The following is a 26,086-nucleotide window of genomic DNA, read 5'->3' as shown; positions in this document are numbered from 1 at the left end:
GCACACGGTCGTTCAGATCAAGGCGGCAGAACCAGCGATACGCGAGGTTCAGATGCACCTCTTCACAAAGTCGTCGCTCGGATCGGATACCGAAGCAATAGCCGACCAACAGCATGCGGATCAGCAGCTCGGGATCGACGGAGGGGCGGCCCGTGTGGCTGTAGAACTCCGCAAGATGTGTGCGGATGCCGCCAAGATCGACGAACCGGTCGATGGAGCGCAGCAGGTGATCCTGTGGGACATGATCCTCAAGCGAGAACTCGTAGAACAGCGCCGGTTGCACTTCCTGCATCGGTCCCATCATCGCCGGTCCTCCCCCTCGATTACAGGAATTGAATCAGCAGTTCAGACTTCGATCAAGGAAGAGTTTTTCAACAAAATAAGCCCAGAACCGCCGGATTGAAATCGCGCCCTTCGCTCATGCAGCAAAAAAGTTGCCTTGATTGATCCAAGCGCCACGCTGCAACGCAGCCTTAAAAGCGGCCATTCGTTGTGGGCGCAGCAAAGCTTGGAGGGTCTATGACCGAGTTGCGGACAAAGCCGAAGTCAGCAAGGATTAGCTTGGACGCAGCCACATTCGCCAAAGCTAACGATTTCAGATATTATTCGACCATTCAGCCAGTGACGTAGCAGACAGGACCCTCTCAATGTCTAACAATTCTTCCAGTTTCGTAGGCGATATCCCGGGGCATTATGATCACGGCCTTGGCCCCAACATCTTCGTGGACTACGCCGACAGGCTCTCAAACCTCTGCTGCAAGAGCGATGCAAAAAATGTTATTGAACTCGCAGCCGGGACGGGAATTTTGAGCCGGAAATTAAGGGGTAAACTGTCCACTGATTCCAAGTTAATGGTTACAGACCTGAACCAACCAATGCTGGATGTCGCTAAGGGAAAGTTTTCCGAAGGGGAAAACGTTGAATTTCGCGTAGCAAATGCAATGGACTTGCCTTTCGGCGACGACGTATTTGACCTCATGGTCTGTCAATTCGGTGTCATGTTTTTTCCCGATAAACCAGCGTCATATCAGGAAGCGGCTCGCGTTCTGAAGCCCGACGGACGTTATTTATTCAATGTATGGAGTGCAATGTCGGAAAATCCGTTCTCAATAATGGCACAGGATGTCGCAACACAATTTTTTCCAGACAACCCGCCCGGATTTTATAAAGTCCCCTTTCACTATGCGGACCCGGAAGAGGTTCAAGCTGATTTGGCAGCGGGCGGGTGGTCCGATGTGGAGTATGAGACTATTCAAATTAACAAAACCATCGCCAATCCAGAAGAATTTGCAACTGCGCTTGTTTATGGCAACCCGCTTATCGACGAAATCAGAGAACGTGGCGGGGTTGACCCAAAAGAAGTTGTTTCGGAGATGCAATCTGTACTTAAGGCGACATTCGGATCGAGTGGAATGACAATGCCACTGTCCGCAACAACGTTTGATTGCCGAATGTCGTAATCACGGGATTTGCGCCACCTCGCGACGTCTGTCCCGGGCTCGGAGCTGCCTTGCGGCGATGCAGCGGGTCGAGTGTGGACTGCGTTCCGGAAACAGACATTCCTGAGGCGCAGATAATTCACCCGTTTCAGCAGGTTGTATTGATAGTTGGACATTCAACAGTCTGAAGCGGTCGTTGGTCAGCTTGAGGGGGAACGGCGGCCTCGAGCCCAGATGCCTCGCCGAACTCCAGTGATTCAACCGAAAACTGAAGGGTTCTGGTAGTGACCAAAGCTTGGGAGAAGAGGTATCTTACCTACTCTGGTCACTACCCAATCCCACTCACAAAGGGATAGGCTCACCCTGTGGTGGAATCTACGTTATGTCAAAGGAAAGGTGCAATGGGACGCTTACCATCTCGACCGGTGTATTATTACGAAGTTCGTTGCACCCGCATCAGTGCGTTTTGTCCCGCAACTGAGACATTTGACACAGGCGCGGCGAACGACCGGTTTGAATTTCAATCTATCAACCTGCATTGAACGACCGCTTTGGGGAAGATGTCCTGCGCCACCGCGATATGGTTGCCGTCTCGGCCGCGCAATCTTGGAGATATTCGCTGCGCTTGCATCAGGCGGCTTTGTCCGCACAGCGGAACTAGACATGCCAAATCTCGCTGCGCTGTGAATGAATGGCGGCTTTCTTCTCTGCGGCGCAGCTAACAATTTTGGCTTACAGATTGCTGCGTGAGCGAGCTTCAGCACGGGAGCACTTCCGCCATGGGCTCAAAGCAGTCACTCGCGGCTGCTTCAACTTGTGGCCGGTCTTGGGGGACGAACGGCAGGTCATGCCGTTCGTCAGGCTTTTAGATGTCGATCTTCTCAGCGATACTTAGTGCGTCCTCTAACTCTACGCCGAGATATCGCACCGTGCTGTCAACCTTGGTGAGACCCAGCAGAAGCTGGACCGCACGCAGGTTCCCGGTCTTGCGGTAAATCTGCGCCGCCTTGGTGCGTCGCAACGAATGCGTGCCGTAACTGCTCGGTTCGAGACCGATCCCGGACACCCATCCACCGCCGACCACGACATGCTTGGACAGGGCAAAAAGCCACCGACGACCAGACCACGGCTTCGGTCACATTCCGGGCGGCTACATCATTTTGAGTGATGGTGATTGAGAGACATGTATCGCCTGCTCAGCCCCCAAATTGAGCAGCAGCTGGCCATAACCGGGTCTCAGGTCATTAAAGTGACTATGCAACAAACCACGCAGCAGAGGAACGCAAGATCCATTTGTGCAGACAGAGCCGCATCAGGCTTTTTCAGGAAAGAGCCACCCCGTGATCGGCACCACCGCACGGGTGACAATCGGGATCAGCACAAACCCGGTCGCCAGCCCGACAATGCCGTCCAGCCCGGCCGTCACCAGCCATCTCACAAAGCCTTCGGTCGAGCCAACTGCCGCCGATGCGACCTTCGCCGCGTGCTTGATCTGCTCATAAGGCAGATGCCAGCCCAAATCGTGCAACCCGTGCACGATGATACTGCCACCGACCCAGAGCATGGCCACCGTGCCAACGGTCGCGATTACCACCATCACGCCGGGCATCGCTTTGACAATTCTGCGCCCGATCGCCTTAGTTGTGGCAAGCCGCCCTTTCGCGCTGAGCAAAATGCCGAAATCATCGGCTTTCACCAACAAGGCCACGGCTCCATAGACCAGCGCGGTAATCCCAATGGCAACCGCAGCCAGTGCCGTCCCCTGTATCCACAAGGTGTCAATATCGATCTGTGAGAGAGAGATTGTCATTATCTCCGCCGACAGGATGAAATCGGTCTTGATTGCGCCTTTCACCCGCTGCTCTTCAAGGTGCGCAGCATCCAGCGTCTCTGCTTGCTGGGGGCCGTGTTCCTTGTGCGGGACGATCAGGTGCCAGACCTTTTCTGCCCCCTCAAAACACAGATACGCCCCGCCGATCATCAAAAGCGGCGTCAAAAGCCAAGGCAGGAATGCATTCAACAGCAATGCCACGGGCAACAGGATCACCAGCTTGTTGAAAAACGACGCGCGCGCGATTTTCCACACGATGGGCAATTCGCGTGCCGCTGGCAACCCAGTCACATATTTTGGCGTCACGGCCGCGTCATCGATGACAACGCCGGCAGCTTTCGTTCCGGCTTTGCTTGCCTGCGCAGCGACATCATCAAGCTGCGCCGCCGCCAGCTTGGCGATTGCTGCCACGTCGTCCAAAAGGGCCAGTAATCCGCTCATGGAAATCTTTCCTTTGGGTTGCCTTAAGAATAGCCGACATTCCTCAGGAAAAACGCCTACCGTTCCATGATGTCGGAGTTTTTTACCCCGATCAAGGCGCTAGGACGTGCGCAACGGACCTCGGGGTGTTCCAGAATGCTATCGCTGCACAACCGGCCGCTTTAGGTGATCAGTTGAGGTGACATTAAAGTTTAATTGCGGAGGTATGGGAGCTTTGAATGCCCGGACAGTCGCGGCGCCAGAATGCATCCCCATCGCATCCGTGCAATTTTCCTAGGACTTCGCTCAGTTCATAGAAATCTTCGTCGGTGGGTCCCGAGATGTTCGGCCATTCCTCGCCCGAGGATAAGAACTTACCAAAGTCCTGGTTGTTCCTGTATGGGATGCTAGCAGGTAGAACCTACAAGTTATCCCCGTGACATTGCCGAGATGGGGCTCGCACACACGGTGGGCGGCGACGTGGAGCGCGCGTATCGACGCAGTGACATGCTGGAGCGGCGGCGTGAGATGATGGACAGCTGGGCCGACTTCATGCTCGGTTGAGATGCTGAAAGCTGACGTAGGTCCATGTGGGAGGTTTCGAATGAAACGGTCGTGGCCCGCGTCCTCGGAACGTCAAAAGGCGAAGGCGTAAATCACCACCCAGAGCGACAGCATGATCCCGCAGAGCATAGTGTAGACGCCGTTCCACGCCCAGCCGACACGCAGCGCGCTGATGCCTCCGAAGGACCCGATCAGCAGTGTAGTCGCCGTGAAGGGCGAACTGGTCCCGCTAAGCGCCCAGCCGGAGGTGAGTGCCACGACGATGGCGGTCGGCGTCACGCCAAGGCTCTCGGCACCGGGAATGAGCGGCGCGAGCAGCGTCACCGCGAGGATCGGGTTCATCCCGAGCTGCCCCGCCAGCGGAATGAGCCAGACGAAACTCACGAGGAGAAGCCAAGGCGGAAACACCGCCAGATCGAGCCCGGCGCGCTGCATCAGCGGCCCGAGCAGGGCCGAGCCGACGGTGCCGATATACCCGGCCATCATAAGCAGCGTGAGCTCCTCGCGGTAGCCCGGCAATTCCTTGGTCACGTAGTCGCCGAATCGCCACGCGACAGACCGCACTGGCGCCTGCGTCCAATGCTGAATCAGCATCCACACCAGCGCAATCACCGGCACGATGACCACTACCAACCCGACGATCCGCACATCCGTGATAGCCGACAGGCTGATCACGCTGATCACCAGCACCCCGAGCAGCGCCAGCAGCGGCAGCATGAGGGCCCAGGACCCTTCCGGCTCCTGGCGTCTAGGCGTCACGCTCAGCCGTGGTTTGAAGGCCGTGTCGAGCCCCCAGCCGATCCCGGCCAGCAGCGCCGAGGAGACCAGACCCGGCACCATCGCCTGTGCCCAGCTTGTCCCCGGCACGACACTGACCGAGATCGCCATGGCGAAGGACAGGGGCGACCATGGCAGCGTTGATACGAAGGCCCGCTGGATAGCCAGCAGCATCCGCCGGATACGGTGACCGCGCACCTCGGCATCGGGCTCTGTCTCGGCATTGGCCAGCGCCAAGGCGCCCAGAAGCTGGATCGCCCCGTAATTGAGCAGCAGCGCAAAGCCCTGACCGCCTACCGTCAGCGCCGCATAGCGTCGACCGGGCCGCTGGCCCGAGAGAAACCCGCCCGCTGCCTGCACTGCCGCCGAGGTCTGCGCGACATTGCGCAGCGTCGAGAGCGCCGAGAAGAAGGCGGCGATGAAGGCCGCCGAGCGCAACCCGTCCAGGGTCACCACCCGCCAGCCCGGCGCGCTGCATGCAAGCGCCACTGTAAGGCCGAGCGCCACCGCGACAAAGGCCTTGCGCGAAACCCGGACCTGCGCCGCCAGAGTGGCCACGAGCAACAGCACGAGCACGGGTTTCGCCGGGGCCATCCACGCCGCAATGTGCCATTCGTGAAAAATGACAAGGCAGGTGATTGCGACCAGCAGCATGCCTGTCATGAGATCGACCCGATTGCGCATTTCGCTGAACAATTGCAAGCTCCCGCTGGTTGAAGCGTTCTTATGCGTGCTGACGTGTCGGGCGGCAAGGGCTCGCCCTGACGAAACTTCGAGGCGTGAATCGGCGGATCGGGGGCCGTTGTCGAAAGTGCAAATGCTTGTAGAAGCTCCAGGGAAGCCGGGCGGCACTAAGAGCGGCACGAGTATCTTCATCGAACCGTCCAAACGGCTTTGCAAGGTGGATGTCGGTCGTGTGGATAAAGCGCACTTGAAATAACTCCCTTAAAGCGGCGAGCTTGAACCCTGAATCGGGGGATTCCCAATTGTTGTAATTTGTGATTCATCCTGTTTGGGAGGATATTTCATGTCAGCAGCACTACGGTCAGAACTCCGAGCGCGTTTTCAAGAATATCTTGAAGAAGGGTTAAGCGGGCGCGCAGCTGCGGCCCGCTTGAGGCTATCTGCAGCGACGGGTGTCCGCTGGCAGCGTAAGTTGTCTGACGTCAGCGCTTATGGGTCCAAATAGGGTGATTTGATAAGGGAGAGCGATAATGACCAGAGTAGCGATTTACGCCCGATTTTCCTCGCAGATGCAGAGCGAAGCCTCGATCGAGGACCAGTTGCGGATCTGCCGGGAACGCGCCGCGCGCGAAGGTTGGGCTGTCACAGAAGTCTTCTCTGACATGGCGGTTTCCGGAGCCAGCATGCTGCGTCCCGGGGTTCAGCGCCTGATGGACGAGGCCAGCCGTGGCAACTTCGACGTCATTCTTGCCGAGGCTCTGGACCGCTTGAGCCGCGACCAGGCGGATGTGGCGACACTATTCAAGCGGTTAAGTTTTCACGGGGTGAAGATTGTCACCCTGTCAGAGGGCGAGATCAGCGAGTTGCATGTCGGCCTCAAAGGCACGATGAACCAGCTCTTCCTGAAAGATCTCGCCGCCAAGACCCGCCGCGGGCTGCGCGGCCGGGTTGAGGTCGGTCTTTCGGGAGGGGGCAACAGCTACGGCTATGATGTGGTGCGTCGCCTTGGAGCAGACGGCATGCCTGTGACTGGCGAGCGCACGATCAACGACACCGAGGCGGCCCTGATCCGCCGGATTTTTGCAGAGTTCAGCGACGCTCTGTCGCCCAAGTCCATCGCCAAGCGCCTAAATGGGGAGCATATCCCCGGCCCGAGAGGCAAAGCCTGGCGCGACACTGCGATTCGCGGCCACCGCATCCGGGGAACCGGCCTGCTGAACAATGAGCTTTATATCGGACGGCTGATCTGGAACCGGCTGCGCTATATCAAGGACCCGGAAACAGGACGCCGGGTTTCACGGCTCAATCCGCGTGAGGAGTGGATCATCACCGATGTGCCAGAGATGCGGATCGTTGACGATACGCTTTGGGCGAGCGTCAAGCAGCGGCAGGGCGAGATCGACGCCACACCGCGCGTGCAAGCGATCAGAGAGACTCGGTTCTGGGAGAAGAAGCGTAAGGTCCATCTGCTGACAGGGCTGTTGCGTTGCGGCGGCTGCGGGGGTGGCTTTGCCGCTGTCGGCAAGGATTACCTTGCCTGCTCGGCCGCGCGCAAACAGGCTACCTGCACGCAGAAACGCTCTTTCAAACGCAAGGAACTGGAAAGTGTGGTGCTGAACCTGCTGCGGGACCGATTGATGCGTCCAGAGGCGGTCGCCGCCTTCGTGGCATCTGTCAGCCGCGAGATGAATGCAGGACGTGCCGAAGAAACCGCCGCCCGCGCACGGCTTACATCTGAACGTAATCAGATCACGCGCCGCCTCGACGGACTTTACGACGCCATCGCCGATGGCCTGCGCACCGCAGGCTTGAAGACCAAGCTGGAAGACATGGAAGCACAACTGGCCGAGGTTGATGCAAAGCTGGCAGCGCCGCCCCCATCGCCGGTGCGGCTGCATCCTCACCTGAGCGAGATTTATCGTCGGAAGGTGGAGGAATTGTCCGAGACTTTGGCTGATCCGGAGATTCGTCCTGTGGCGCTGGATACGATTCGCGGCCTGATCCAGTCTGTGACGATCTACGAGACGGAGGGCGGCGTCCAGATCGACCTCCAAGGCGCCATAACAGCCCTTGTTGGGCTGGCCCAGCCAGATGCTGAGGCGTTTCTTGGTGGTAGATCGGTAAAAGTGGTTGCGGGAGTAGGATTTGAACCTACGACCTTCAGGTTATGAGCCTGACGAGCTACCGGGCTGCTCCATCCCGCGCCAATCTAGATGGTCTATCTAGTACCCCATGCCAAGCTCTGCAATGGCAAAATGGCGTTTTTTTTACAAAAAACAAGCCATCGGGGAAAACTCCAAAAAACTCAATGTGTTTTGCAGGAAGACAAGGCTGTCGGGTGCCAGATCAATTATGCCATCGGCATGCTTTCCGCAATCATCGACACCATTTCGAACATAACCGCCGCAGCGACCATGGCGGTGATCTGGTTTGGGCTGTCCTTGGTCGGCATCAGGCAGACGACATCCCCGCCCACGATGTTCATTCCCCGCACTGCATGCAGCAACTCTATCGCCTCATCCATCGAAAACCCGGTCACGCCTGGTTCGATGTTCGAAACGGCCGGGGCGACAGCGGCATCAAGGCAATCCAGATCGAAGGTGATGTAAACCGGTCTGCCATCCAGCACTGTTTTGATTTGCTGGATCACATCCAACGCCCCGCGAGAGCGATATTCTTTCATGGTCACAACGTTATAGCCATAGTCATAACTGGGTTGCAGCCAATCCAATGTCCTCGGGTGCCCCCGCAGACCGATCTGCATGGAGGTACTGGGATCCACCTGACCCTGATCGGCAAGATACGCGCCCCAATGGGCGGCCGATTTTTCAGCGCCTAGAAAATGATCAACTTTCGTAAACACATCCGTATGGGCATCCAGATGCAGCAGGGAGACAGCCTCTCCGTTGGAGAGATTTCCACCCCCAAGAGCTTGCAGGATACCCCCGGTGATCGAATGATCGCCCCCAATCGACACGGGTCGGGCGCCTGCAGCATCAACGTCTTTATAGAAGTCGGTGATCTGCTGAATACAATGTTCATTATCGTTCGCACGTGGAAACGGAACGTCACCTATATCGGAAATTTTCGCTTTTTCCCACGGGTTTATCCCGATCTCCCCATGCACGCGCCGCTGCAGGCAGGATACATTCCGCACCGCGCGTGGCCCTAGATGCTGGTCGCGCTCGGTTGTGCCGTTTCCAGTCGAATGCGGCACACCGGCCAGCACGATATCCTTGCCTTCGGCAGGCTCGTTCGGGCAACGGAACAATGTCGGGATGCCCCACCAATAGAGGTTCTGCATCATGCTTGCGTCATGTTCTTTGGCCATTTTACCCTCGTATCCCTCTGCGGTTCACACAGACGGTGGGGCAAAAAGAAAAACCGCGCAAGGTGCGGGGCAACATGTAGTGCGAAATTTGCAAATTCATCGACAGAGAGATACAACTTAAGGATTTTACTAGGTTTGGCGGTGACCTACTCTCCCACATCTTAAGATGCAGTACCATCGGCGCTACAGCGCTTAACGGCCGGGTTCGGGATGGGACCGGGTGTTTCGCTTGTGCTATGACCACCAAACCGAGAAAAATCCTTAAATCCAAGTCACGTACGCTGATTATGGTGTGTATGCTTTTGATTATCCGTAAAAGTCTGGCTTTTACTGGATCAAATCAAGCCTATCGGACAATTAGTACCGGTCAACTGAACGCATTGCTGCGCTTACATCTCCGGCCTATCGACGTGGTGGTCTACCACGGTCCTCAGGGATACCTTGTTTTGAGGGGGGCTTCCCGCTTAGATGCCTTCAGCGGTTATCCTGTCCGAACATAGCTACCCTGCACTGCGGCTGGCGCCACAACAGGTCCACCAGTGGTTCGTTCACCCCGGTCCTCTCGTACTAGGGGCAACTCCTCTCAAGTATCCTACACCCACGGCAGATAGGGACCGAACTGTCTCACGACGTTCTAAACCCAGCTCACGTACCTCTTTAAACGGCGAACAGCCGTACCCTTGGGACCTGCTCCAGCCCCAGGATGAGATGAGCCGACATCGAGGTGCCAAACACTGCCGTCGATATGGACTCTTGGGCAGTATCAGCCTGTTATCCCCGGCGTACCTTTTATCCGTTGAGCGATGGCCCTTCCACTCGGGACCACCGGATCACTATGGCCGTCTTTCGACTCTGCTCGACTTGTCAGTCTCGCAGTCAGGCTGGCTTCTGCCATTGCACTCAACGAGCGATTTCCGACCGCTCTGAGCCAACCTTCGCGCGCCTCCGTTACGCTTTAGGAGGCGACCGCCCCAGTCAAACTACCCGCCACACAGGGTCCCGGATCCGGATAACGGACCGCGGTTAGACATCAAGCAGAACAAGGGTGGTATCTCAAGGGAGGCTCCACAGAAACTAGCGTTCCTGCTTCAAAGCCCACCACCTATCCTGCACATGTTCGGCCTAATGCCAGTGTGAAGCTGTAGTAAAGGTGCACGGGGTCTTTCCGTCTAACCGCGGGAAGCCTGCATCTTGACAGGCAATTCAATTTCGCTGAGTCCACATTTGAGACAGCGGGGAAGTCGTTACGCCATTCGTGCAGGTCGGAACTTACCCGACAAGGAATTTCGCTACCTTAGGACCGTTATAGTTACGGCCGCCGTTTACCTGGGCTTCAATTCAAGGCTCTCACCTCTCCTTTTAACCTTCAGGCACCGGGCAGGCGTCAGACCCTATACGTCGTCTTGCGACTTCGCAGAGCCCTGTGTTTTTAGTAAACAGTCGCCACCCCCTGGTTTGTGCCCCCGACCAAAACTTGCGTTTCAATCGGGCCTCCTTCTCGCGAACTTACGGAGGTATTTTGCCGAGTTCCTTAAATGTGGTTCTCTCAAGCGCCTTGGTATTCTCTACCAGTCCACCTGTGTTGGTTTAGGGTACGATCTAGCGGAAGAGCTATTTCCAGGAACCTCTAAGCAGCCCATTCAATCCGATTAGGATGAACTACCCTCGAGATCCGTCACTACTTCCTGGCCCAGGAATATTAACCTGGTTCCCATCGACTACGCCTTTCGGCCTCGCCTTAGGGGTCGGCTTACCCTGCTCAGATTAGCTTTAAGCAGGAACCCTTGGACTTTCGGCGACAGTGTCTCTCACACTGTTTGTCGCTACTCATGTCATCATTCTCACTAGTGATCTCTCCACCGGATGGCTCACGCCCCGGCTTCATCGAAAGCTCCGGTCCTCCAATGCACCGCGAACGGTGCTAAGGAGGAATGGAACTATGTCACACTACGCTCTGCTACCATGCCTTACGGCATCCTAAGCTTCGGCTCATGGCTTGAGCCCCGTTACATCTTCGCCGCAGGACAACTTATTTAGACCAGTGAGCTGTTACGCTATCTTTAAAGGATGGCTGCTTCTAAGCCAACCTCCTGGTTGTTTTGGTCGTCCCACCTGCTTTCCCACTTAGCCATGAATTGGGGGCCTTAGCTGTAGGTCAGGGTTGTTTCCCTCTCGACTACGGACGTTAGCATTCGCAGTCTGTCTGCCATCTAGTACTCATCGGTATTCGGAGTTTGGTTAGGATCAGTAAGCCTGTGGGGCCCCATTACCCATCCAGTGCTCTACCCCCGATGGTATTCGGATGACGCTCTACCTAAATAGATTTCGCAGAGAACCAGCTATCTCCGAGTTTGATTGGCCTTTCACCCCTAGGCACAACTCATCCCGACCTTTTTCAACAGGTGTGGGTTCGGACCTCCAGTAAGTGTTACCTTACCTTCATCCTGGTCATGCCTAGATCACTCGGTTTCGGGTCTGATCCATCTAACTCATTCGCCCTATTAAGACTCGCTTTCGCTGCGCCTACACCTAACGGCTTAAGCTTGCTAGATAGACCAAGTCGATGACCCATTATACAAAAGGTACGCCGTCACAAGACTGGACACTAATAACAATCATTTGGTTGGTATGGACACCCGAAAGTGTACCGTTTCCAGACCAGGGTTTCCGCTGTAAAGCCCTGCATTCGAGCGGTGATCGGCCCCGACACTCATCCGCACACCAGATTTGTTCTGATATCCGAATTCGATGCCCGAACGAAATTCGATCGGTCCGCCCAGATCCACGCCGTCGCCCTCTTCGTAAAGGCCGGTCATAGCGTGTAGCTGCAGGAACATGTTTTTCTTCCGATTGCTGAGAGTATAAACATGGCCAATTCCGGCCCATAGCTCTCCATCGCTGGAGGCTGAAAGTCCGTAGGCCAATTGGAACGGCCCATTCGCTATACTTGTATCTCTGCGGAAGTATATCTCTTCGCCGACTGTGTCCTTTTGGAACACCGTGTCGCCAACCGAGAGGCTTGCATAAGACTGTACCTTGTTTTTGGTCAGGCAGCCATCGTTGGGGCAATGATTAATGCCCATGTCGATTAAACCGGCAACCAGGCCAATTACTGCAAAGGTACCATCCGTTATAAATGCAAGATCCGACATGCTTATTCTCTCCAAGACTTTTCAGTCATGTTGATGAAGCAGATTGTCATTAGAGTCCAGTCAAGCTCCGACTGATTGTAGGCGTTCGGTTTCAGGTACTGTTTCACTCCCCTCGTCGGGGTGCTTTTCACCTTTCCCTCACGGTACTGGTTCACTATCGGTCAGTAAGGAGTACTTAGCCTTCGAAGGTGGTCCTCCGATCTTCAGACAGAATTTCACGTGTTCCGCCCTACTTAATACGTCCAATCATGCTTCATATACGGGGCTATCACCCACTATGGCCGTGCTTCCCAACACGTTCTATTCACAATCATGGCTCGGCTGGTCCCCGTTCGCTCGCCGCTACTAGGGGAGTATCAATTGATGTCCTTTCCTCCGGGTACTTAGATGTTTCAGTTCTCCGGGTTTGCTCTTAAAGACCTATGTATTCAGTCCTTAAGTACCTGTTTCAGCAAGTTATAAGCAGCCCGAAGGCTATTATAACAAACTGTCAGGTGGGTTGCCCCATTCAGAAATCCATGGATCAAAGCTTATTCTCAGCTCCTCATGGCTTATCGCAGAGTATCACGTCTTTCATCGCCTCTTACTGCCAAGGCATTCACCAAACGCCCTTTTCGCGCTTGATTTGATCCAGAAAAAGCAAGACTAGCTTGCGCGACAACGGAAGCTGGTAAGAAACCGCTGCCCTTATTCTGGAACAAAAGTCATACTTTTCCCGCCTGGTTCCGTGCGGAACCAGACAATGAGCAACCCTTTTGGATTGCTCGGGTTAGTGTACTTGACTTGGACAACTCTGTTCGTTTCAGCTGGCACACATAAGGGCGATCGAGGAAGCAATCGCGTCAAATGCTTGCTATCGGCCCGAAGGCTTCAAGCACCAAACTGAGGTAAATCGCTTACTCGCGATTACCAAACAGTGTTGATATTTGTATCTCTCTATACGATGTCAATTCGTCCGATTGGACGGCTAAACACTTGATACAGTGCTTAGCGGTCAAATCGATTTATGGTGGAGCCTAGCGGGATCGAACCGCTGACCTCCTGAATGCAAATCAGGCGCTCTCCCAGCTGAGCTAAGGCCCCAAAAGGTCAATTTCGCGCAGCGAAAAAGACATGGTGGGTCGAGGAGGACTTGAACCTCCGACCTCACGCTTATCAGGCGTGCGCTCTAACCACCTGAGCTACCGACCCAGACAGGCCGGTAGGCCTGAAAACTTGTCTGAAGAGATATGAGGACGGTCCGGTTCTAAATATGACCAGCTTTGTTTGCTGATCTTGCTAAGTTTTCCACGATCAAGAGCAAGCTCAAGATGCTAGGAAAATCCTTAGAAAGGAGGTGATCCAGCCGCAGGTTCCCCTACGGCTACCTTGTTACGACTTCACCCCAGTCGCTGAGCTCACCGTGGTCCGCTGCCCCCTCCTAAAAGGTTGGCGCACGGCCTTCGGGTAAACCCAACTCCCATGGTGTGACGGGCGGTGTGTACAAGGCCCGGGAACGTATTCACCGCGTCATGCTGTTACGCGATTACTAGCGATTCCGACTTCATGGGGTCGAGTTGCAGACCCCAATCCGAACTGAGACAGTTTTTTGGGATTAACCCATTGTCACTGCCATTGTAGCACGTGTGTAGCCCAACCCGTAAGGGCCATGAGGACTTGACGTCATCCACACCTTCCTCCCGCTTATCACGGGCAGTTTCCATAGAGTGCCCAGCTTAACCTGCTGGCAACTAGGGATGTGGGTTGCGCTCGTTGCCGGACTTAACCGAACATCTCACGACACGAGCTGACGACAGCCATGCAGCACCTGTATCTCGTCCAGCCGAACTGACGAATCCATCTCTGGAAACTACGACGAGTATGTCAAGGGTTGGTAAGGTTCTGCGCGTTGCTTCGAATTAAACCACATGCTCCACCGCTTGTGCGGGCCCCCGTCAATTCCTTTGAGTTTTAATCTTGCGACCGTACTCCCCAGGCGGAATGCTTAATCCGTTAGGTGTGTCACCGAATTGCATGCAACCCGACGACTGGCATTCATCGTTTACGGTGTGGACTACCAGGGTATCTAATCCTGTTTGCTCCCCACACTTTCGTACCTCAGCGTCAGTATCGAGCCAGTGAGCCGCCTTCGCCACTGGTGTTCCTCCGAATATCTACGAATTTCACCTCTACACTCGGAATTCCACTCACCTCTCTCGAACTCTAGACTGATAGTTTATGAGGCAGTTCCAGGGTTGAGCCCTGGGATTTCACCCCATACTTTCCAATCCGCCTACGTACGCTTTACGCCCAGTAATTCCGAACAACGCTAACCCCCTCCGTATTACCGCGGCTGCTGGCACGGAGTTAGCCGGGGTTTCTTTACCAGGTACTGTCATTATCATCCCTGGCGAAAGAGCTTTACGACCCTAAGGCCTTCGTCACTCACGCGGCATGGCTAGATCAGGCTTTCGCCCATTGTCTAAGATTCCCCACTGCTGCCTCCCGTAGGAGTCTGGGCCGTGTCTCAGTCCCAGTGTTGCTGATCATCCTCTAAAACCAGCTATAGATCGTAGACTTGGTAGGCCATTACCCCACCAACTATCTAATCTAACGCGGGCCGATCCTTCTCCGATAAATCTTTCCCCCGAAGGGCGTATAAGGTATTACTCACCGTTTCCAGTGGCTATTCCTTAGAGAAGGGCACGTTCCCACGCGTTACTAACCCGTCCGCCGCTCACCCGAAGGTGCGCTCGACTTGCATGTGTTAGGCCTGCCGCCAGCGTTCGTTCTGAGCCAGGATCAAACTCTCAAGTTGAAAAGCAATTGCTTGCTTAACCTTGACGTTCGAACCTCTGCACATCCACCATCAGGCCTTACTGAAACCTAATGGCGTCTTTATCTGTCTGATGTGCTTCTGGTTTTCATAAGAAAACCGAAAGCCGTTCAAACAGTGAAGCTGACTATCCATCATCGGGCCGAAGCCCTAGGTAGTTGATATGAAGAGGTTGATCCATCGAACTGAACCAAACCGCCCACATATCTCTTCAGATACTTGCGATTTCAAAGAGCGTTGAGACAAAATCTACCGGAAGCGCTTAATCTCTTTTGCGCAACCCGCTTCATTTACCTCAGTTAGTTGTGCCTCGCTTCCCGTCTTGGCTGCTGCCCGTCTGGTCCGTCTGGCGCCCCGTTGGTGCATCTCTGCGCCGCCGGTGAGGGGGGTTCTACGGTTTGATGCGCAGACCCGCAACCCCTTTTTTCATCAATCGTCATCTTTTTTTCAAGTTTCTGTATTTCTCCATGTTTTTAGATACTTACGCCCACTAGATTTCAATATTCGGGGGTTTCACGCAATATTATTGCTGCGACGCAGCGTCTGCAGACGCAAGATATAGCGTTATCCACAAGCCTACCCCCAAGTGAAGCAAGACTCACATAGAGACTCATGTCGATTTTGCCGGTGAATCGCCCGCATTCCACCCGATTCCACCCTGCCCGACTCGAAAAAACCGACTCGCTCGCTGAATTTTCTCCAGGTAATCCCGCCAAAAAGCGGATTTTTCGCGCTACCCGGTGAAATTTCCAGTGAGTCGCCATTCTTTTCTTGCCCTGCAGGTGACATTTACCGCGTCAGCCTGCCTGTTTTCTGGGCGCGCCACGTTTGCGCAGGGCCAAAAGCCCCAGAATCACGGCCATGTAGGCCAGCGGCTCAATCTGAATACCTTTGACCAGCCATATATAATGCACCCCCCCCAAAGCTGCGGCCACATATGTCAGCCTGTGCAGTTGTCGCCATTTCGGCCCCAGCCTGCGCACCGACCAGTTATTCGAGGTCATTGCCAGCGGAACCAAAAGCAGAAACCCGGTAAAGCCGATGGTCACATAGGGGCGCTTGACGATGTCGGCCCAGATCTGCGCCGGTATCTGCACATCCAGCACCAGCCAGACCAGCAGATGCAGCGCGGCATATATAAAGACCAGCAACCCGATAGCACGACGGAACTTCAACAGGTTCAGCCCCACAAATCGGCGCAGCGGCGTAATTGCCAGAACCAGCACCAAAAGCTGCAACGCCTTTTCGCCCAGACCCCGCTCCAGTGCCTTGATTGGTTCTGCACCCAGGCCTCCGGTCGCGCCCAGCCACACCAGCCAGATCGCAGGTAACACACCTATTATATACAGGGGCCACGCAGGCATCCGCCGTGCAGCCGCATTGACGCCGTCGATCGGCCCCATCTCAGGCCCTATGCCCGCAACAGCTATCGCCGTTCTGAATCGGCGGGCATGGCACCGTGCCATAGGAACAATAGACACAGCAGTCGCCTGGCTTGGGCCGCAACACGGCCCCGCAACCACGGCATTCATAAAAGAACTGACAGGCATCGGTTGGCATCGTCTCGGCGCGTTTGTGCCCGCAGTCGGGACAGGTCAACTCGGATATCAGGATCATGCCCGCCCCCGCTGCAGGTAGACCCCAACCGCCAACAGAACCAGAAAGCCCCCGGCCACCGGGAACAACACCGAGTCCTTATAAAGAATTGGCAAAAGCGAGGTCAGCCCAAATGCGCCGATGATCATCGGCAGCAACCCTGTGAAACAACACAACAGCGCCGTTACCGCCCCCAGACCGCCAACCCATGTCATCACGCGCGCCAGCATCAGAAGTTTTTCCGCAGGTCCATTCCGGCATAAATCCCCGCCACTTCATTGGCGTAGCCGTTGAACATCAGTGTATCCTGCCGCTTTGTAAAAAGACCGCCTCCAATGCGCCGCTCGGTTGCCTGGCTCCAGCGGCGGTGATCCACCTTTGGATTCACATTACTATAAAAGCCGTATTCGCTGGCATTGGCCTTGTTCCAGCTGGTCGGCGGCTGTTTATCTGTTGCAGTGATCCGCACAATCGACTTGATCGATTTGAAGCCATATTTCCACGGCACCACCAGACGCAGCGGCGCGCCGTTCTGGTTTGGGATGTCCTTGCCATAAATCCCCGTCGCCATGATCGTCAGCGGATGCATGGCCTCGTCGATGCGCAGACCTTCGACATAGGGCCAGTCCAGCACGGGATACCGCACGCCTGGCATTTCATCCGGGCGGTTGGCAGTTTCAAAGGCGATATATTTGGCACCCGATTGCACACCTGCCATCGCCAGCAGATCAGCCAGCTCAAACCCGTTCCATGGCACCACCATCGACCATGCCTCGACACAGCGGAACCGGTAAAGGCGCTCTTCGACCGTCATCATCGCCATGATATCATCAAATGCATAGTCACCGGGATGATCCACCATCCCGTCAATCTTGACGGTCCATGGCTTGGTCACAAGCGTATGGGCATAGCGCGCCGGGTCATCCTTGCCGGTGCCGAACTCATAATAATTGTTGTAGCTGGTGATATCCTCCCAGTCGTTCGGCTCCAGCGTTTCGGCCCTGGCGGTGCTGCCGATGCCTGCCAGTCCGATTCCGGCCGCCGCCCCCGCCATCAGTTGACGGCGGTTTAGAAATGCCGCCTCGGGTGTCACATCACAGTCTTTCAGATCGTTTTTCCAGCGGTTGGCCATTCGAGGTTCCTGTCCTTGAGCGCGCAGATATATAAGCGCCCTTAATGTCACCTCAGCCACGCAGCAAAACAATCCCCCTCACAAAGGTGTGCCCAGATTGTAACTTGGACGAATCTTATTGAAGGGAATGGACGTGCCATCGGCCTGCACCATGCGGACATGACGTCGGCGCATCTGGCGCGGCTCGGCCACACCCACCGAATGGGCGATTGTCTCGACCTCTTTGATAACCGATTTGGCGTAATTAGCGACCTTGTTGTATTTGTCCTCGACCACCAGCCCGGCCTGCAAGCGCCGGTCATGCGTAGTGATACCCGTGGGACAGGTGTTCTTATTGCACTTGAGTGCCTGAATGCAGCCAAGGCTGAACATGAACCCTCGCGCCGAGGTGACAAAATCGGCGCCTGCACAAATCGCCCAAGCCACATCACCCGGGTTGACCAGTTTACCGGCTGCAATAATGCGGATGCGTTCCTTCAGCCCGTATTCATCGCGCAGATCGACAATCCGCGGCAGGGCATCTCGGATCGGCATGCCCACCAGATCCATCAGGGGCATCGGGGCTGCCCCGGTGCCGCCCTCGCCACCGTCCAGCGTTATGAAATCCGGTGCGCTATCCGGACCTCGCGCCAGGATCAGCTGAAACAGCTCAACCCAGGGTGTGGTTGATCCGATGACGGTCTTGAAACCGACCGGCCGACCCGTCACCTCGCGGATATGGCCGATCACATCCAGCAATTGGGCAAAGTCATTGATGTCGCGGTGCCGGTTGGGTGAAATGCTGTCCTCTCCCTCTTTGATCCCGCGTATCTCGGCAATCTCGGCATTCACCTTGCTGCCAGGCAGAATGCCCCCCTTGCCCGGCTTGGCCCCCTGCGCCAGTTTCAGCTCGAACATTTTTATATGCGGGTTCTCCGACATCGCTCTCAGCTTCTCGTCGCTCAGGTTGCCATGCTCATCGCGTACGCCGTACTTGGCGGTCCCTATCTGATAGACAATATCGCAGCCCCCGGTCAGGTGAAACGGGCTCAGCCCGCCCTCGCCGGTATTCAGCCAGACACCCGCCTTGGCCGCCCCCCGGCTCAGCGCCTCGACCGCAGGCTTGGAGATCGCGCCATAGCTCATGCCGGAAATGTTAAAGATCGACTTGGCGCTATAGGGGATCGCCGCCGTCGGCCCGATGATCATCGGCGCGGTCGTGGCAAACTGATCATCCAGCGGCGGAAAGGCCGCGTTGACGAAAATCGGCGTGCCCGCCAGGCCAAGGTTCCGGGTTGACCCAAAAGCAATTGTATTGTCTCCCCCCTTTGAAGCGTGCGCCACCCAGTCCCGCTGCGCCCGATTAAACGGCATCTCTTCGCGGTCCATGGCAAAGAAATACTGACGAAAGAATTCGCCCAGTGATGTGAATAAATGCCGGAACCGCCCGATCACAGGATAATTGCGTCGTATCGCATCGCCGGTCTGGGTTTTGTCGATGATGAAAAACAGAATGACCAGAACGACAAAGACGCCAATTACCAAAACAAATAGAAGCGCAAGCAACTGAAGGAAATTCAGCATAAAATTCATAACATTTCTCCGTTCTGCCGTTCGGTTTCGGGGACAGCTTATAAATGCCACCACCCTGCGACATACCTCGCTGTGAACAAAGGGGCGACGTAAAAGTTTCCTTTGTTTTTGCGGTAAGCTAACGTGACACAAAACAGCAGATGCCCCAAGGCACTCCCGCAAAGTTGCAGCACATAAATATTGAGCAGCCCCATGCCCAAAACCAGTCAAGTCTTGCAATCCAACGCGCCCGCAGCACCCTGCCTGGCCGAGACAACCTGCGCCCGGCTTGAACTGGATTTCAACGAAACCTTCCGCCTGCAATTCCGACTGGCCCCTGCGCGCAAGCCACCTCTGCCTGGCTTTATCTCAAATATCCTTGGCACGTGGGCGCTGCAACATTGCCCCGATCTTCCGGTCACGGTTCTGAAAGCTGCGAATGGCAAAACCGCTGGCTATTGCCTTGGCCTTGCCGCAACCGCCGATGGTGAAAAACTAACAGCGGAGTACGCACTTCCCCGCGCTTTTGACGCTGATGATTTCTTCACCACAGCACAGGAGCTGATCACCGGGCTTGGTGGGCGGTATGTTGTGTTTCTGTCCACGCCGGATGACATCTATGTCTATTGTGATCCAGCGGGATCACTTTCAGTGGTCTATCACCCGGACGCTGGCATTGTGGCGTCGTCTTTGCTTTTGACCCTTGAGCGCGAGATCATTCAAAACCCCGAGTTTGATATTGGATCGGTCGTCGGTTTGGAAAATCCCAATGAGCTGCGCCACAAGGCACCTCGAACAGTCACCAAAGGTGGCTTTTCATTCGGCCACACGGCTGACCGCGATGTCAAACGCCTGAGCCCAAACCATCGGCTTTCGCTGTCCCAATTTACCGAAACGCGGTTCTGGCCCGCACAGGGGTACGAATTTGCCAGTGGAATCACCGATCTGCGCGACGCCGCTCAATTTCTGGCGCAACGGCTGGGGCAACTTTGCAATGCGCTTGTGGGCGACAATCAAGCCTGGTTTGCGCTGTCGGGCGGGCTGGATTCGCGGATGGTACTGGCCGCAGCGGTCGATGGGTTCGGGCCCAATATGCACCTGTATAGCCACGCGATGTCATGGTCGTCTTATATGGATACACAGGTGGCCAGTATGTTGGCGCACCATTTCCAGCGTGACATTAAGATCGTGCAGCCGGACGGCAATTACCGCAACGGCGGGTTCAAAGGCCAATACGCACAAAACCGGGCCATGCTGCACCACGATGTTTCGTCTGGTTTTGTGGCGCCACTCAACAAACAAATCCAGCGCGGCGTTTTGGACTGGATTCCTAAAAACGACATTCTGGTGCGTGGTAATATGCTCGAGCTTGTTTCAGCCGTCTGGTGGCCGCGCTTGAGACTATCCGACACAACCGACCCGCTGGAACACGCGGTTTACCGCTGTCAGGTCGCAGCGGTGACAGACGAACAGGTTTCCTCCCGCAGGCTAGCCATGCAAAGCTGGATTGACCAGCTACCGCCATGTGCAGCCGACGTGATGCATGATTTCAACTATATCGAAAACACCCTTCCCTATACGCAGTCCGGGTTTCAAAGCGTAAACCACTGCTTTTATCTGCCACCCGCATGCGATCGGGCCATTTTTGAGTTGTGCATGGCCCTGCCCTATCCGGCGCGGCGGCGTGGAAAGTTCTACTCTGAAATCATTGCGCAGACACAACCTGCGCTGGCTGGCATTCCAACATCCCGCGAACTTGCATCGATCCAAAAAGACGAGAATGCCAAAAAATGATCCGCAGAATTCAGCGTTTGTGGATCACCGCCACCTGATCACGGCGCTTTTTCTGATAGCGCACCGGCTCGACAATACAGCCGGATATTTCCGGCGCCAACGCGTTGAATTCAGCTGCGATGGCGGGGTCGGAATGCTGGAACTCGCGGTGGTCCAGCCAACTGCGGAACAAAGCCGCTGTTTTGGTGATACCCGGTTTTTCATAGGTTTCGGGCTGCCAGCGAAGATCCTCGATCACGTAAAGCCCACCTGATTCCAGCCGTGGGAAAATCTCAAGAAACGCATTCTGCTGGTGGTGGCTTGCGTGGCTTGCATCATCCACAACAATCGTCGGCGCAGGGGTAATTTCTTCGATGGCCCGGGTGATCTCGGCCCGGTTGTCCATGTCGCAGCGATGAAAGGTAAATCGCTCATTCTTGAACCAGCTGAAATCGGACACGTCCAGCCCGTGAATATGCGCCTTGGGAAAGTATTCCAGCCACATCCGGATAGAAGGCACATCGGTGGTTTCGCGATCCTTGTCGATTCCGTGCTCGGGCCCGCCGATCAGCAGACCCATTTCCAGGAAATTGATCTTGCGGCCCCGGTAGGGATGAAACAGCATGTGGTAAAGTTCCGTATACCTGTGCTTGGTCGATCCCTTGTCTGATCCATAGCGATCGGCCAGATCGGTCAGATTCTCGCCGCCCTTTCCAATGGGCAACTGCGGCACCGGCCCGGCAGATATTTTCGCCGCAGCCGGTTTTGCCGGGGCTTTCGCGGGTTTTTCGGTGGTGGGCTTTTCTGCTTTCTTCGATTTCATCGCGGCCTTCTCCTCTCTCGACAGGACGGGAGCGGTGTCGGTGTCGATGTTATGTTTGACCAGCAGTTCTTCCATATAGCTGTCAGGCTCGGGCAACCCGCCTATATTGGACAGAAACTCGCGCACGCGGCGCCCATAGAAATGGATGGAGTAGGTGTCGGGTGTCAGTACCGCCTCGACCTTTTGCTTCATGCCGCCACGCATCAGCTGACGCCGGTTGCGAAAGCCCACCGGATACAGCCCCTCAATCGGCAGAGCATATTTCGCCTCGCCGGTCTTCTTCAGGTAATGGGTGACCGCATGCGGGCCCCAGACACCCCAGACCATTTCGCTGACATGGACTGGCTTGCCCGCGTCTTTCAGCTTTTGCAGCCGGTCCTTTTCGGCCTGCGTAAACCATTCGGGTACGCCGTATTCATCCTCGGTCATTTCCAGCAACTGGCCCAGTGCATCACTGTCTGGCGGCAGGCCCAGGACACCCCCATTGATATGTTTGGCCGACTCCCAACCAAAGAAATGCCCGGTTTCGGATTCGAACTTCTTGACGCAATAGGCATCCAGATCAGCCCAGATCATGCCGGCATTCTGTTGCAGAAGATGATAACGGAATACGTCCGAAAAAAGCGCAAAACTTCCCGTGCGACCATGCTGGATAAAACGGTCGATCTTCAACACCGTATCACCATGCACGAGTTCAATGCCATCGGGCACATTCTGCACGTCCTTGTAGTGATAAAGCTTCACCTGATGGCCGGCATCCAGAAAAGATTTTGCGCATAGCGTTTCAACATAGCTCAGCGGGCCCTCGACCCACAGCATGCCGATTGTGTAGTCTCTGCTCATATCGATCCTCGTTTATTGCCGCCACCCCACAACCGGGGTTTTGGCAACGGGTCCGGGGCCAGCCCTGAAACCTCGTTTTTGTTGGATCTTTTTCTATGGGCCAGTCCGGATTGGTGCAACACTATCCTGCCCGGACGATCATTTCCCCGACCGCTGCCACCCAAGCGCCACAGCCCGACCGCGCCAAACACGGTTCAGCCGTCTCCGACACTCAACAGATGAAGATCCGGATTGGCGCGGATGTCTTCGATATCGCGCTCGTAAATACGGATCAGATGGGCGCGCTCGTTGGGCAGCCAGGGGTCATAACTGCCAAACTCGGGCCCTCGCGGGTATTTCTCTTGCAGGGCAACCCGCTGCTCCAGGGCGTATTTGGCCCCGTCCTTGTGAATCATATGCAACAACTCGGCCACCGCCCGCCCTGATGCGGTGGGGCGTTTATTTTTGTCCTTGGGCTCTTTCAACTGGGCCACGTCAACCTTTGGTCCACACAGATTGGCCAGGACCTTTTGGTCGATCCGCCGAAAATCCTCGTATTTCCAGACGTAGATCTTTGCGCCGGGGAAAAACGTAACCACCGATTTCAGGATGTTGTGCCAGCTTGGCATGACTTCCAGCACCTGCTTGCGCATCTGTGGTTCGTCCACAAACCATTGCCCCTGAACTGAACGCAGGTATTCAACATAAGCCGAGGCAAAGAAATCGGCATAGTTACGCACGCCAAGATGCACCTCTGATACGGCGTAGGGAAATTGGGCGGCAAATACTTCGATCAGCTTGCGGCGCCATCGGTACAGCATCCCACGTTTCACGCAGTGGCCGCAATGCCCGGCCATGTTTTCGTCCGAAAGGATGATCCGCTCGGCACCGGTGTCCAGCAACTCGTCGAAAAATCCGGACGTCAACCGCCTCAACTCTTCATCCGAAATTTTGGGGTCCCAATCCATCCCAATGGCGTTGTAGGCGTTGCATTGAACCGGCACCGTCAGCCGCTTGCGCGCGTCGCGATGATGCACATAAAGAACACCCTCGCGCTTTAGAAACTTAGAATTACGCGCCAGAATTGACTGGATATGGCTGGTTGCGGTCTTGTGAAACCCACCATGCAATACCAGATCGGGACGCGTCATTCTGCAGCCAGATCCTGCATCAGCTGGTCGCGGTTCACCGGCATCTGACCAGGTCGGTTGATCACCTGCAACAAGTCATGCAACGCCGACCATTCTTCGGTCTTTTTAAGCGCTTCGACCTTGCCGCGGTGCCATGTGCAGGCCGCGTTGTGCAGGCGCGCCAGCTCGGGGTCGGCCATCAGCTTGTCAAACTCAACCCTCGCGCGTTCGACCATCGACAGCATTGACCGGTCTTCGGCGATATTCAGGTTCATGTCCGCCCAATAGGCCACCCCCTGATCACGGTCGATATGGTTGGTGCGGCCCCGGTCGCGTTTTACCAGAAAACTGTCTACCGATCGCACTGCATAGTGATGCAGCCGCGCATGGTCGTGATGAAATCCACGATGGGCAGACCAGCCGGCGGTGAAATACTTCTCGGGCATCAACTGCCCGCCGGCATCCTTCCACACGTACCCCTCGGGCCGCCCGTCAAATTTTGGCCGGTGCACGCCAAATTTGCGAATGTCGTCGGATGGGCGGAACAGGGTTTTCAGCCCCAGAGCCCGGTACTTCGATGTAAATTCCTCAGGCGCGGACCAGACGAACTGCTCGGTCACGAACCGGTCTTCGTAATCCACCCGGTCGCCACAACCAAACAGCTTCCAGCAAAGCGAGATCGCATCAGCATCCCCTACTGCCTCAAACAAGGCCGTCAGCGTACCATCGCCTGCACGCACGTTCAGAAATTCGTCACAATCAGCGCAGATCACCCAGTCGGCGTTCTGGTAAACCTCTTCCTTCAGCGCCCGCCGCAAGGCCACCCGTTGCGGGCTGGCGCCTTTTTTGAACTTGTTGTCCACATGTCTAGCCAGCCCCAACTCATCCAGCCGCATGGCAATCGCATCGGTGCCGTCATCGCAATGGTTGGTGTAAATCAGAAAATCGCTGAATCCGATCGCGCGGTTATAGGCCACCCATTCCAGCATGAACGGGCCTTCGTTTTTCATCGTCGTTATGATCGCGCAGCGCTCATTTCGCCGTGACCGGTCTGAGGGCACCGATGCCGCCTCGGCCGGTTTGGTAACTGCTGTTCTGGCCTCGACATCCTCCCCGTCGTCGTCCTCGGACTCTTCAGTCTCGTCTGCCACCAGCGCTTCGCGCTTGATCCTCTGCAGGCGGTTGCGGAACGCTTTTGTGGCCCATTCCGCCATCTCGTACCGGCCCAGCTCGTTGAAATAACCCGCCAGCGAGCCGCGAAACCACGGCAAATTGCGCCGCCCGCGATATAGCCTGTAAAATTCCGGTTCCGTCAGCTCGTCAAAAATCGCATGATGCATCACCGGTTTCAGCGCATCTATCTTACGCAGGAACACGGCCGTCTTGTGGTTGGAATACCGGCAATTGAAAATCCGGATATTGTCGCCGCTGAAGCGGTCGATATGTTGCTGGTCCAGTTCATGATAGGGGTCGTAAAAGATGTTGACCCGGCCCAACCCGCGGGTCAGCGCCGCCGCGTCCGAAAGCGGCAAGGTCCAGTCCTGTCGCCGGCCGCTTTCATACCGCGTCTCCCACGGCACCAAATCGGGATTCAGCGTGCTTTGCGGATTGACTGACACCACATGCGCCCCCGGCACCAGCGAGCCAAAGGCAATGGCCGCAAAACCGCCCATCGATACACCCGCAAAAACCACCCTTGCATAGCCGTCGAAAAATCCCTCATCGGCCAGCTTCTGCAGGCGTTCGATCAGTTCGGGATCGCGGTACCAGTCGCTGGCATGCGCCATGATCCCCAGATGTGAGATATTGGCGTCACGGGCAAACTTGAACGCCCAGGGTTCGCGCCCAATCGACGTGTCGTTGACATTTGAAAGGTTATCAAAGGTGACCAACAGCCGATCCACCGGCCGCCTGACGAACATCAGACTATGGCGCAGGCGCTTTTCCAGAAATCCCTGCCCCATCCCGCCAGGACGCAGATCCTCCAGCCAACGAGGGTGCGGCTGCTCTTCTGCTGTTGCAGTATCCTGCTCTGCCATGGCGCAATCTTTGTTCTGTTTTTATCTGCCTGCCGGTGTAGGGCGTAACTCCCTGCCACACAATTCAACCCACATATTATACGCGCCCAAGGCGCAATCTCGCAACAGATGTGTCACTTTACCACTCTCATGGGCATAGCAGGAAATACTCGGGTCAAGATCCGCAACACGCGCTAAATCCGCATTTGTGCGTCACGCTGCCATTTA

At 55.7% G+C, this 26,086-nt stretch carries 15 protein-coding genes, 3 tRNA genes, 3 rRNA genes and 1 pseudogene; 3 read left to right on the top strand and 19 right to left on the bottom strand.

Annotated elements, in window-relative coordinates:
- Positions 1–304 (bottom strand): transposase (locus PEL8287_RS06130; protein ID WP_139837708.1); only part of this gene is annotated, 304 nt, incomplete at its 3' end.
- 343 nt (positions 305–647) lie between these two features.
- On the opposite strand from PEL8287_RS06130, the gene PEL8287_RS06125 reads away from it, so the two are divergent.
- Positions 648–1,460 (top strand): class I SAM-dependent methyltransferase, encoded by an 813-nt coding sequence (locus PEL8287_RS06125; RefSeq protein ID WP_085891451.1) that lies wholly within the window; start codon positions 648–650, stop codon positions 1,458–1,460.
- An 844-nt stretch (positions 1,461–2,304) separates the two neighbouring features.
- On the opposite strand, the pseudogene PEL8287_RS06120 reads toward PEL8287_RS06125, so the two are convergent.
- The 3 genes and pseudogenes from PEL8287_RS06120 to PEL8287_RS06110 form a co-directional block, all read right to left on the bottom strand.
- Positions 2,305–2,508, bottom strand: a pseudogene (locus PEL8287_RS06120) (site-specific integrase); the annotation flags it as partial.
- A 243-nt stretch (positions 2,509–2,751) separates the two neighbouring features.
- The gene (locus PEL8287_RS06115; RefSeq protein ID WP_085891450.1) at positions 2,752–3,711 is read right to left on the bottom strand and encodes a DUF808 domain-containing protein; all 960 of its coding nucleotides are present in this window, start codon (positions 3,709–3,711) and stop codon (positions 2,752–2,754) included.
- A 615-nt stretch (positions 3,712–4,326) separates the two neighbouring features.
- Positions 4,327–5,727, bottom strand: a complete 1,401-nt coding sequence (locus PEL8287_RS06110; protein WP_235862210.1) for a hypothetical protein — start codon at positions 5,725–5,727, stop codon at positions 4,327–4,329.
- Positions 5,728–6,245: 518 nt separating this feature from the next.
- On the opposite strand from PEL8287_RS06110, the gene PEL8287_RS06100 reads away from it, so the two are divergent.
- Positions 6,246–7,886 carry a recombinase family protein gene (locus PEL8287_RS06100; protein WP_085891514.1) on the top strand — a complete coding sequence of 547 codons (1,641 nt, stop codon included), beginning with the start codon at positions 6,246–6,248 and terminating at the stop codon, positions 7,884–7,886.
- On the opposite strand, the gene PEL8287_RS06095 is transcribed toward PEL8287_RS06100, so the two are convergent.
- From PEL8287_RS06095 to PEL8287_RS06040, 12 genes are all read right to left on the bottom strand, one after another.
- Positions 7,843–7,919: transfer RNA gene (locus PEL8287_RS06095), tRNA-Met, on the bottom strand. The two genes, PEL8287_RS06100 and PEL8287_RS06095, sit on opposite strands and share 44 nt — an antisense overlap.
- Positions 7,920–8,065: 146 nt before the next feature.
- Positions 8,066–9,046 (bottom strand): arginase family protein, encoded by a 981-nt coding sequence (locus PEL8287_RS06090; RefSeq protein ID WP_085891447.1) that lies wholly within the window; start codon positions 9,044–9,046, stop codon positions 8,066–8,068.
- A gap of 133 nt (positions 9,047–9,179) precedes the next feature.
- Positions 9,180–9,294: ribosomal RNA gene (rrf, locus tag PEL8287_RS06085) — 5S ribosomal RNA — on the bottom strand.
- Between the two features lie 88 nt (positions 9,295–9,382).
- Positions 9,383–12,824: ribosomal RNA gene (locus PEL8287_RS06080) — 23S ribosomal RNA — on the bottom strand.
- A 381-nt stretch (positions 12,825–13,205) separates the two neighbouring features.
- Positions 13,206–13,281 (bottom strand) — tRNA-Ala (locus PEL8287_RS06075).
- 31 nt (positions 13,282–13,312) lie between these two features.
- Positions 13,313–13,389 (bottom strand) — tRNA-Ile (locus tag PEL8287_RS06070).
- A 138-nt stretch (positions 13,390–13,527) separates the two neighbouring features.
- Positions 13,528–14,995, bottom strand: a 16S ribosomal RNA gene (locus PEL8287_RS06065).
- The 16S, 23S and 5S rRNA genes sit together here with 2 tRNA genes alongside, the layout of an rRNA operon.
- An 815-nt stretch (positions 14,996–15,810) precedes the next feature.
- The gene (gene msrQ / locus PEL8287_RS06060; RefSeq protein WP_085891446.1) at positions 15,811–16,416 is read right to left on the bottom strand and encodes a protein-methionine-sulfoxide reductase heme-binding subunit MsrQ; all 606 of its coding nucleotides are present in this window, start codon (positions 16,414–16,416) and stop codon (positions 15,811–15,813) included.
- 1 nt (position 16,417) lies between these two features.
- Positions 16,418–16,630 carry a GDCCVxC domain-containing (seleno)protein gene (locus tag PEL8287_RS20260; protein WP_085891444.1) on the bottom strand — a complete coding sequence of 71 codons (213 nt, stop codon included), beginning with the start codon at positions 16,628–16,630 and terminating at the stop codon, positions 16,418–16,420.
- Positions 16,627–16,839 carry a hypothetical protein gene (locus PEL8287_RS06050; protein ID WP_085891442.1) on the bottom strand — a complete coding sequence of 71 codons (213 nt, stop codon included), beginning with the start codon at positions 16,837–16,839 and terminating at the stop codon, positions 16,627–16,629. Before PEL8287_RS06050 ends, PEL8287_RS20260 begins: the two co-directional genes overlap by 4 nt.
- Positions 16,839–17,741, bottom strand: a complete 903-nt coding sequence (msrP, locus tag PEL8287_RS06045; protein WP_085891440.1) for a protein-methionine-sulfoxide reductase catalytic subunit MsrP — start codon at positions 17,739–17,741, stop codon at positions 16,839–16,841. The genes PEL8287_RS06050 and msrP overlap by 1 nt, the downstream gene beginning before the upstream one ends.
- 78 nt (positions 17,742–17,819) lie before the next feature.
- On the bottom strand, positions 17,820–19,313 hold the full coding sequence (locus PEL8287_RS06040; RefSeq protein WP_085891439.1) for an FMN-binding glutamate synthase family protein: 1,494 nt from the start codon (positions 19,311–19,313) through the stop codon (positions 17,820–17,822).
- Positions 19,314–19,505: 192 nt separating this feature from the next.
- Between PEL8287_RS06040 and PEL8287_RS06035 the strand changes: the two genes are divergently transcribed.
- Positions 19,506–21,086: an adenine nucleotide alpha hydrolase family protein gene (locus PEL8287_RS06035; RefSeq protein WP_085891438.1), complete on the top strand. Its 1,581-nt coding sequence runs from the start codon at positions 19,506–19,508 to the stop codon at positions 21,084–21,086.
- A 10-nt stretch (positions 21,087–21,096) separates the two neighbouring features.
- Here PEL8287_RS06035 and PEL8287_RS20255 read toward each other — a convergent pair whose 3' ends face one another.
- The 3 genes from PEL8287_RS20255 to PEL8287_RS19715 form a co-directional block, all read right to left on the bottom strand.
- On the bottom strand, positions 21,097–22,731 hold the full coding sequence (locus PEL8287_RS20255) for a hypothetical protein (RefSeq protein WP_235862208.1): 1,635 nt from the start codon (positions 22,729–22,731) through the stop codon (positions 21,097–21,099).
- Positions 22,732–22,925: 194 nt separating this feature from the next.
- The gene (locus tag PEL8287_RS06020) at positions 22,926–23,861 is read right to left on the bottom strand and encodes a hypothetical protein (RefSeq protein ID WP_085891437.1); all 936 of its coding nucleotides are present in this window, start codon (positions 23,859–23,861) and stop codon (positions 22,926–22,928) included.
- Entirely contained in the window at positions 23,858–25,879 is a 2,022-nt protein-coding gene (locus tag PEL8287_RS19715) for a glycosyltransferase family 2 protein (protein WP_139837707.1), read from the bottom strand. The genes PEL8287_RS06020 and PEL8287_RS19715 overlap by 4 nt, the downstream gene beginning before the upstream one ends.
- Between the last annotated feature and the right edge of the window lie 207 nt (positions 25,880–26,086).

The organism is Roseovarius litorisediminis (genome assembly GCF_900172295.1).
GTDB classification, from domain to species: Bacteria; Pseudomonadota; Alphaproteobacteria; order Rhodobacterales; family Rhodobacteraceae; genus Roseovarius; species Roseovarius litorisediminis.
The sequence above is the reverse complement of the archived record's forward strand: the minus strand, read 5'-3'. Positions and strand labels throughout refer to the sequence as shown.

Excerpts from the sequence above, each read along its gene's own strand:
- PEL8287_RS06125 (WP_085891451.1), top strand. The coding sequence starts at position 648 with ATGTCTAACAATTCTTCCAGTTTCGTAGGCGATATCCCGGGGCATTAT.
- PEL8287_RS06115 (WP_085891450.1), bottom strand. The coding sequence starts at position 3,711 with ATGAGCGGATTACTGGCCCTTTTGGACGACGTGGCAGCAATCGCCAAG.
- PEL8287_RS06100 (WP_085891514.1), top strand. The coding sequence starts at position 6,246 with ATGACCAGAGTAGCGATTTACGCCCGATTTTCCTCGCAGATGCAGAGC.
- PEL8287_RS06090 (WP_085891447.1), bottom strand. The coding sequence starts at position 9,046 with ATGGCCAAAGAACATGACGCAAGCATGATGCAGAACCTCTATTGGTGG.
- msrQ (WP_085891446.1), bottom strand. The coding sequence starts at position 16,416 with ATGGGGCCGATCGACGGCGTCAATGCGGCTGCACGGCGGATGCCTGCG.
- PEL8287_RS20260 (WP_085891444.1), bottom strand. The coding sequence starts at position 16,630 with ATGATCCTGATATCCGAGTTGACCTGTCCCGACTGCGGGCACAAACGC.
- PEL8287_RS06050 (WP_085891442.1), bottom strand. The coding sequence starts at position 16,839 with ATGCTGGCGCGCGTGATGACATGGGTTGGCGGTCTGGGGGCGGTAACG.
- msrP (WP_085891440.1), bottom strand. The coding sequence starts at position 17,741 with ATGGCCAACCGCTGGAAAAACGATCTGAAAGACTGTGATGTGACACCC.
- PEL8287_RS06040 (WP_085891439.1), bottom strand. The coding sequence starts at position 19,313 with ATGAATTTTATGCTGAATTTCCTTCAGTTGCTTGCGCTTCTATTTGTT.
- PEL8287_RS06035 (WP_085891438.1), top strand. The coding sequence starts at position 19,506 with ATGCCCAAAACCAGTCAAGTCTTGCAATCCAACGCGCCCGCAGCACCC.
- PEL8287_RS20255 (WP_235862208.1), bottom strand. The coding sequence starts at position 22,731 with ATGAGCAGAGACTACACAATCGGCATGCTGTGGGTCGAGGGCCCGCTG.
- PEL8287_RS06020 (WP_085891437.1), bottom strand. The coding sequence starts at position 23,861 with ATGACGCGTCCCGATCTGGTATTGCATGGTGGGTTTCACAAGACCGCA.
- PEL8287_RS19715 (WP_139837707.1), bottom strand. The coding sequence starts at position 25,879 with ATGGCAGAGCAGGATACTGCAACAGCAGAAGAGCAGCCGCACCCTCGT.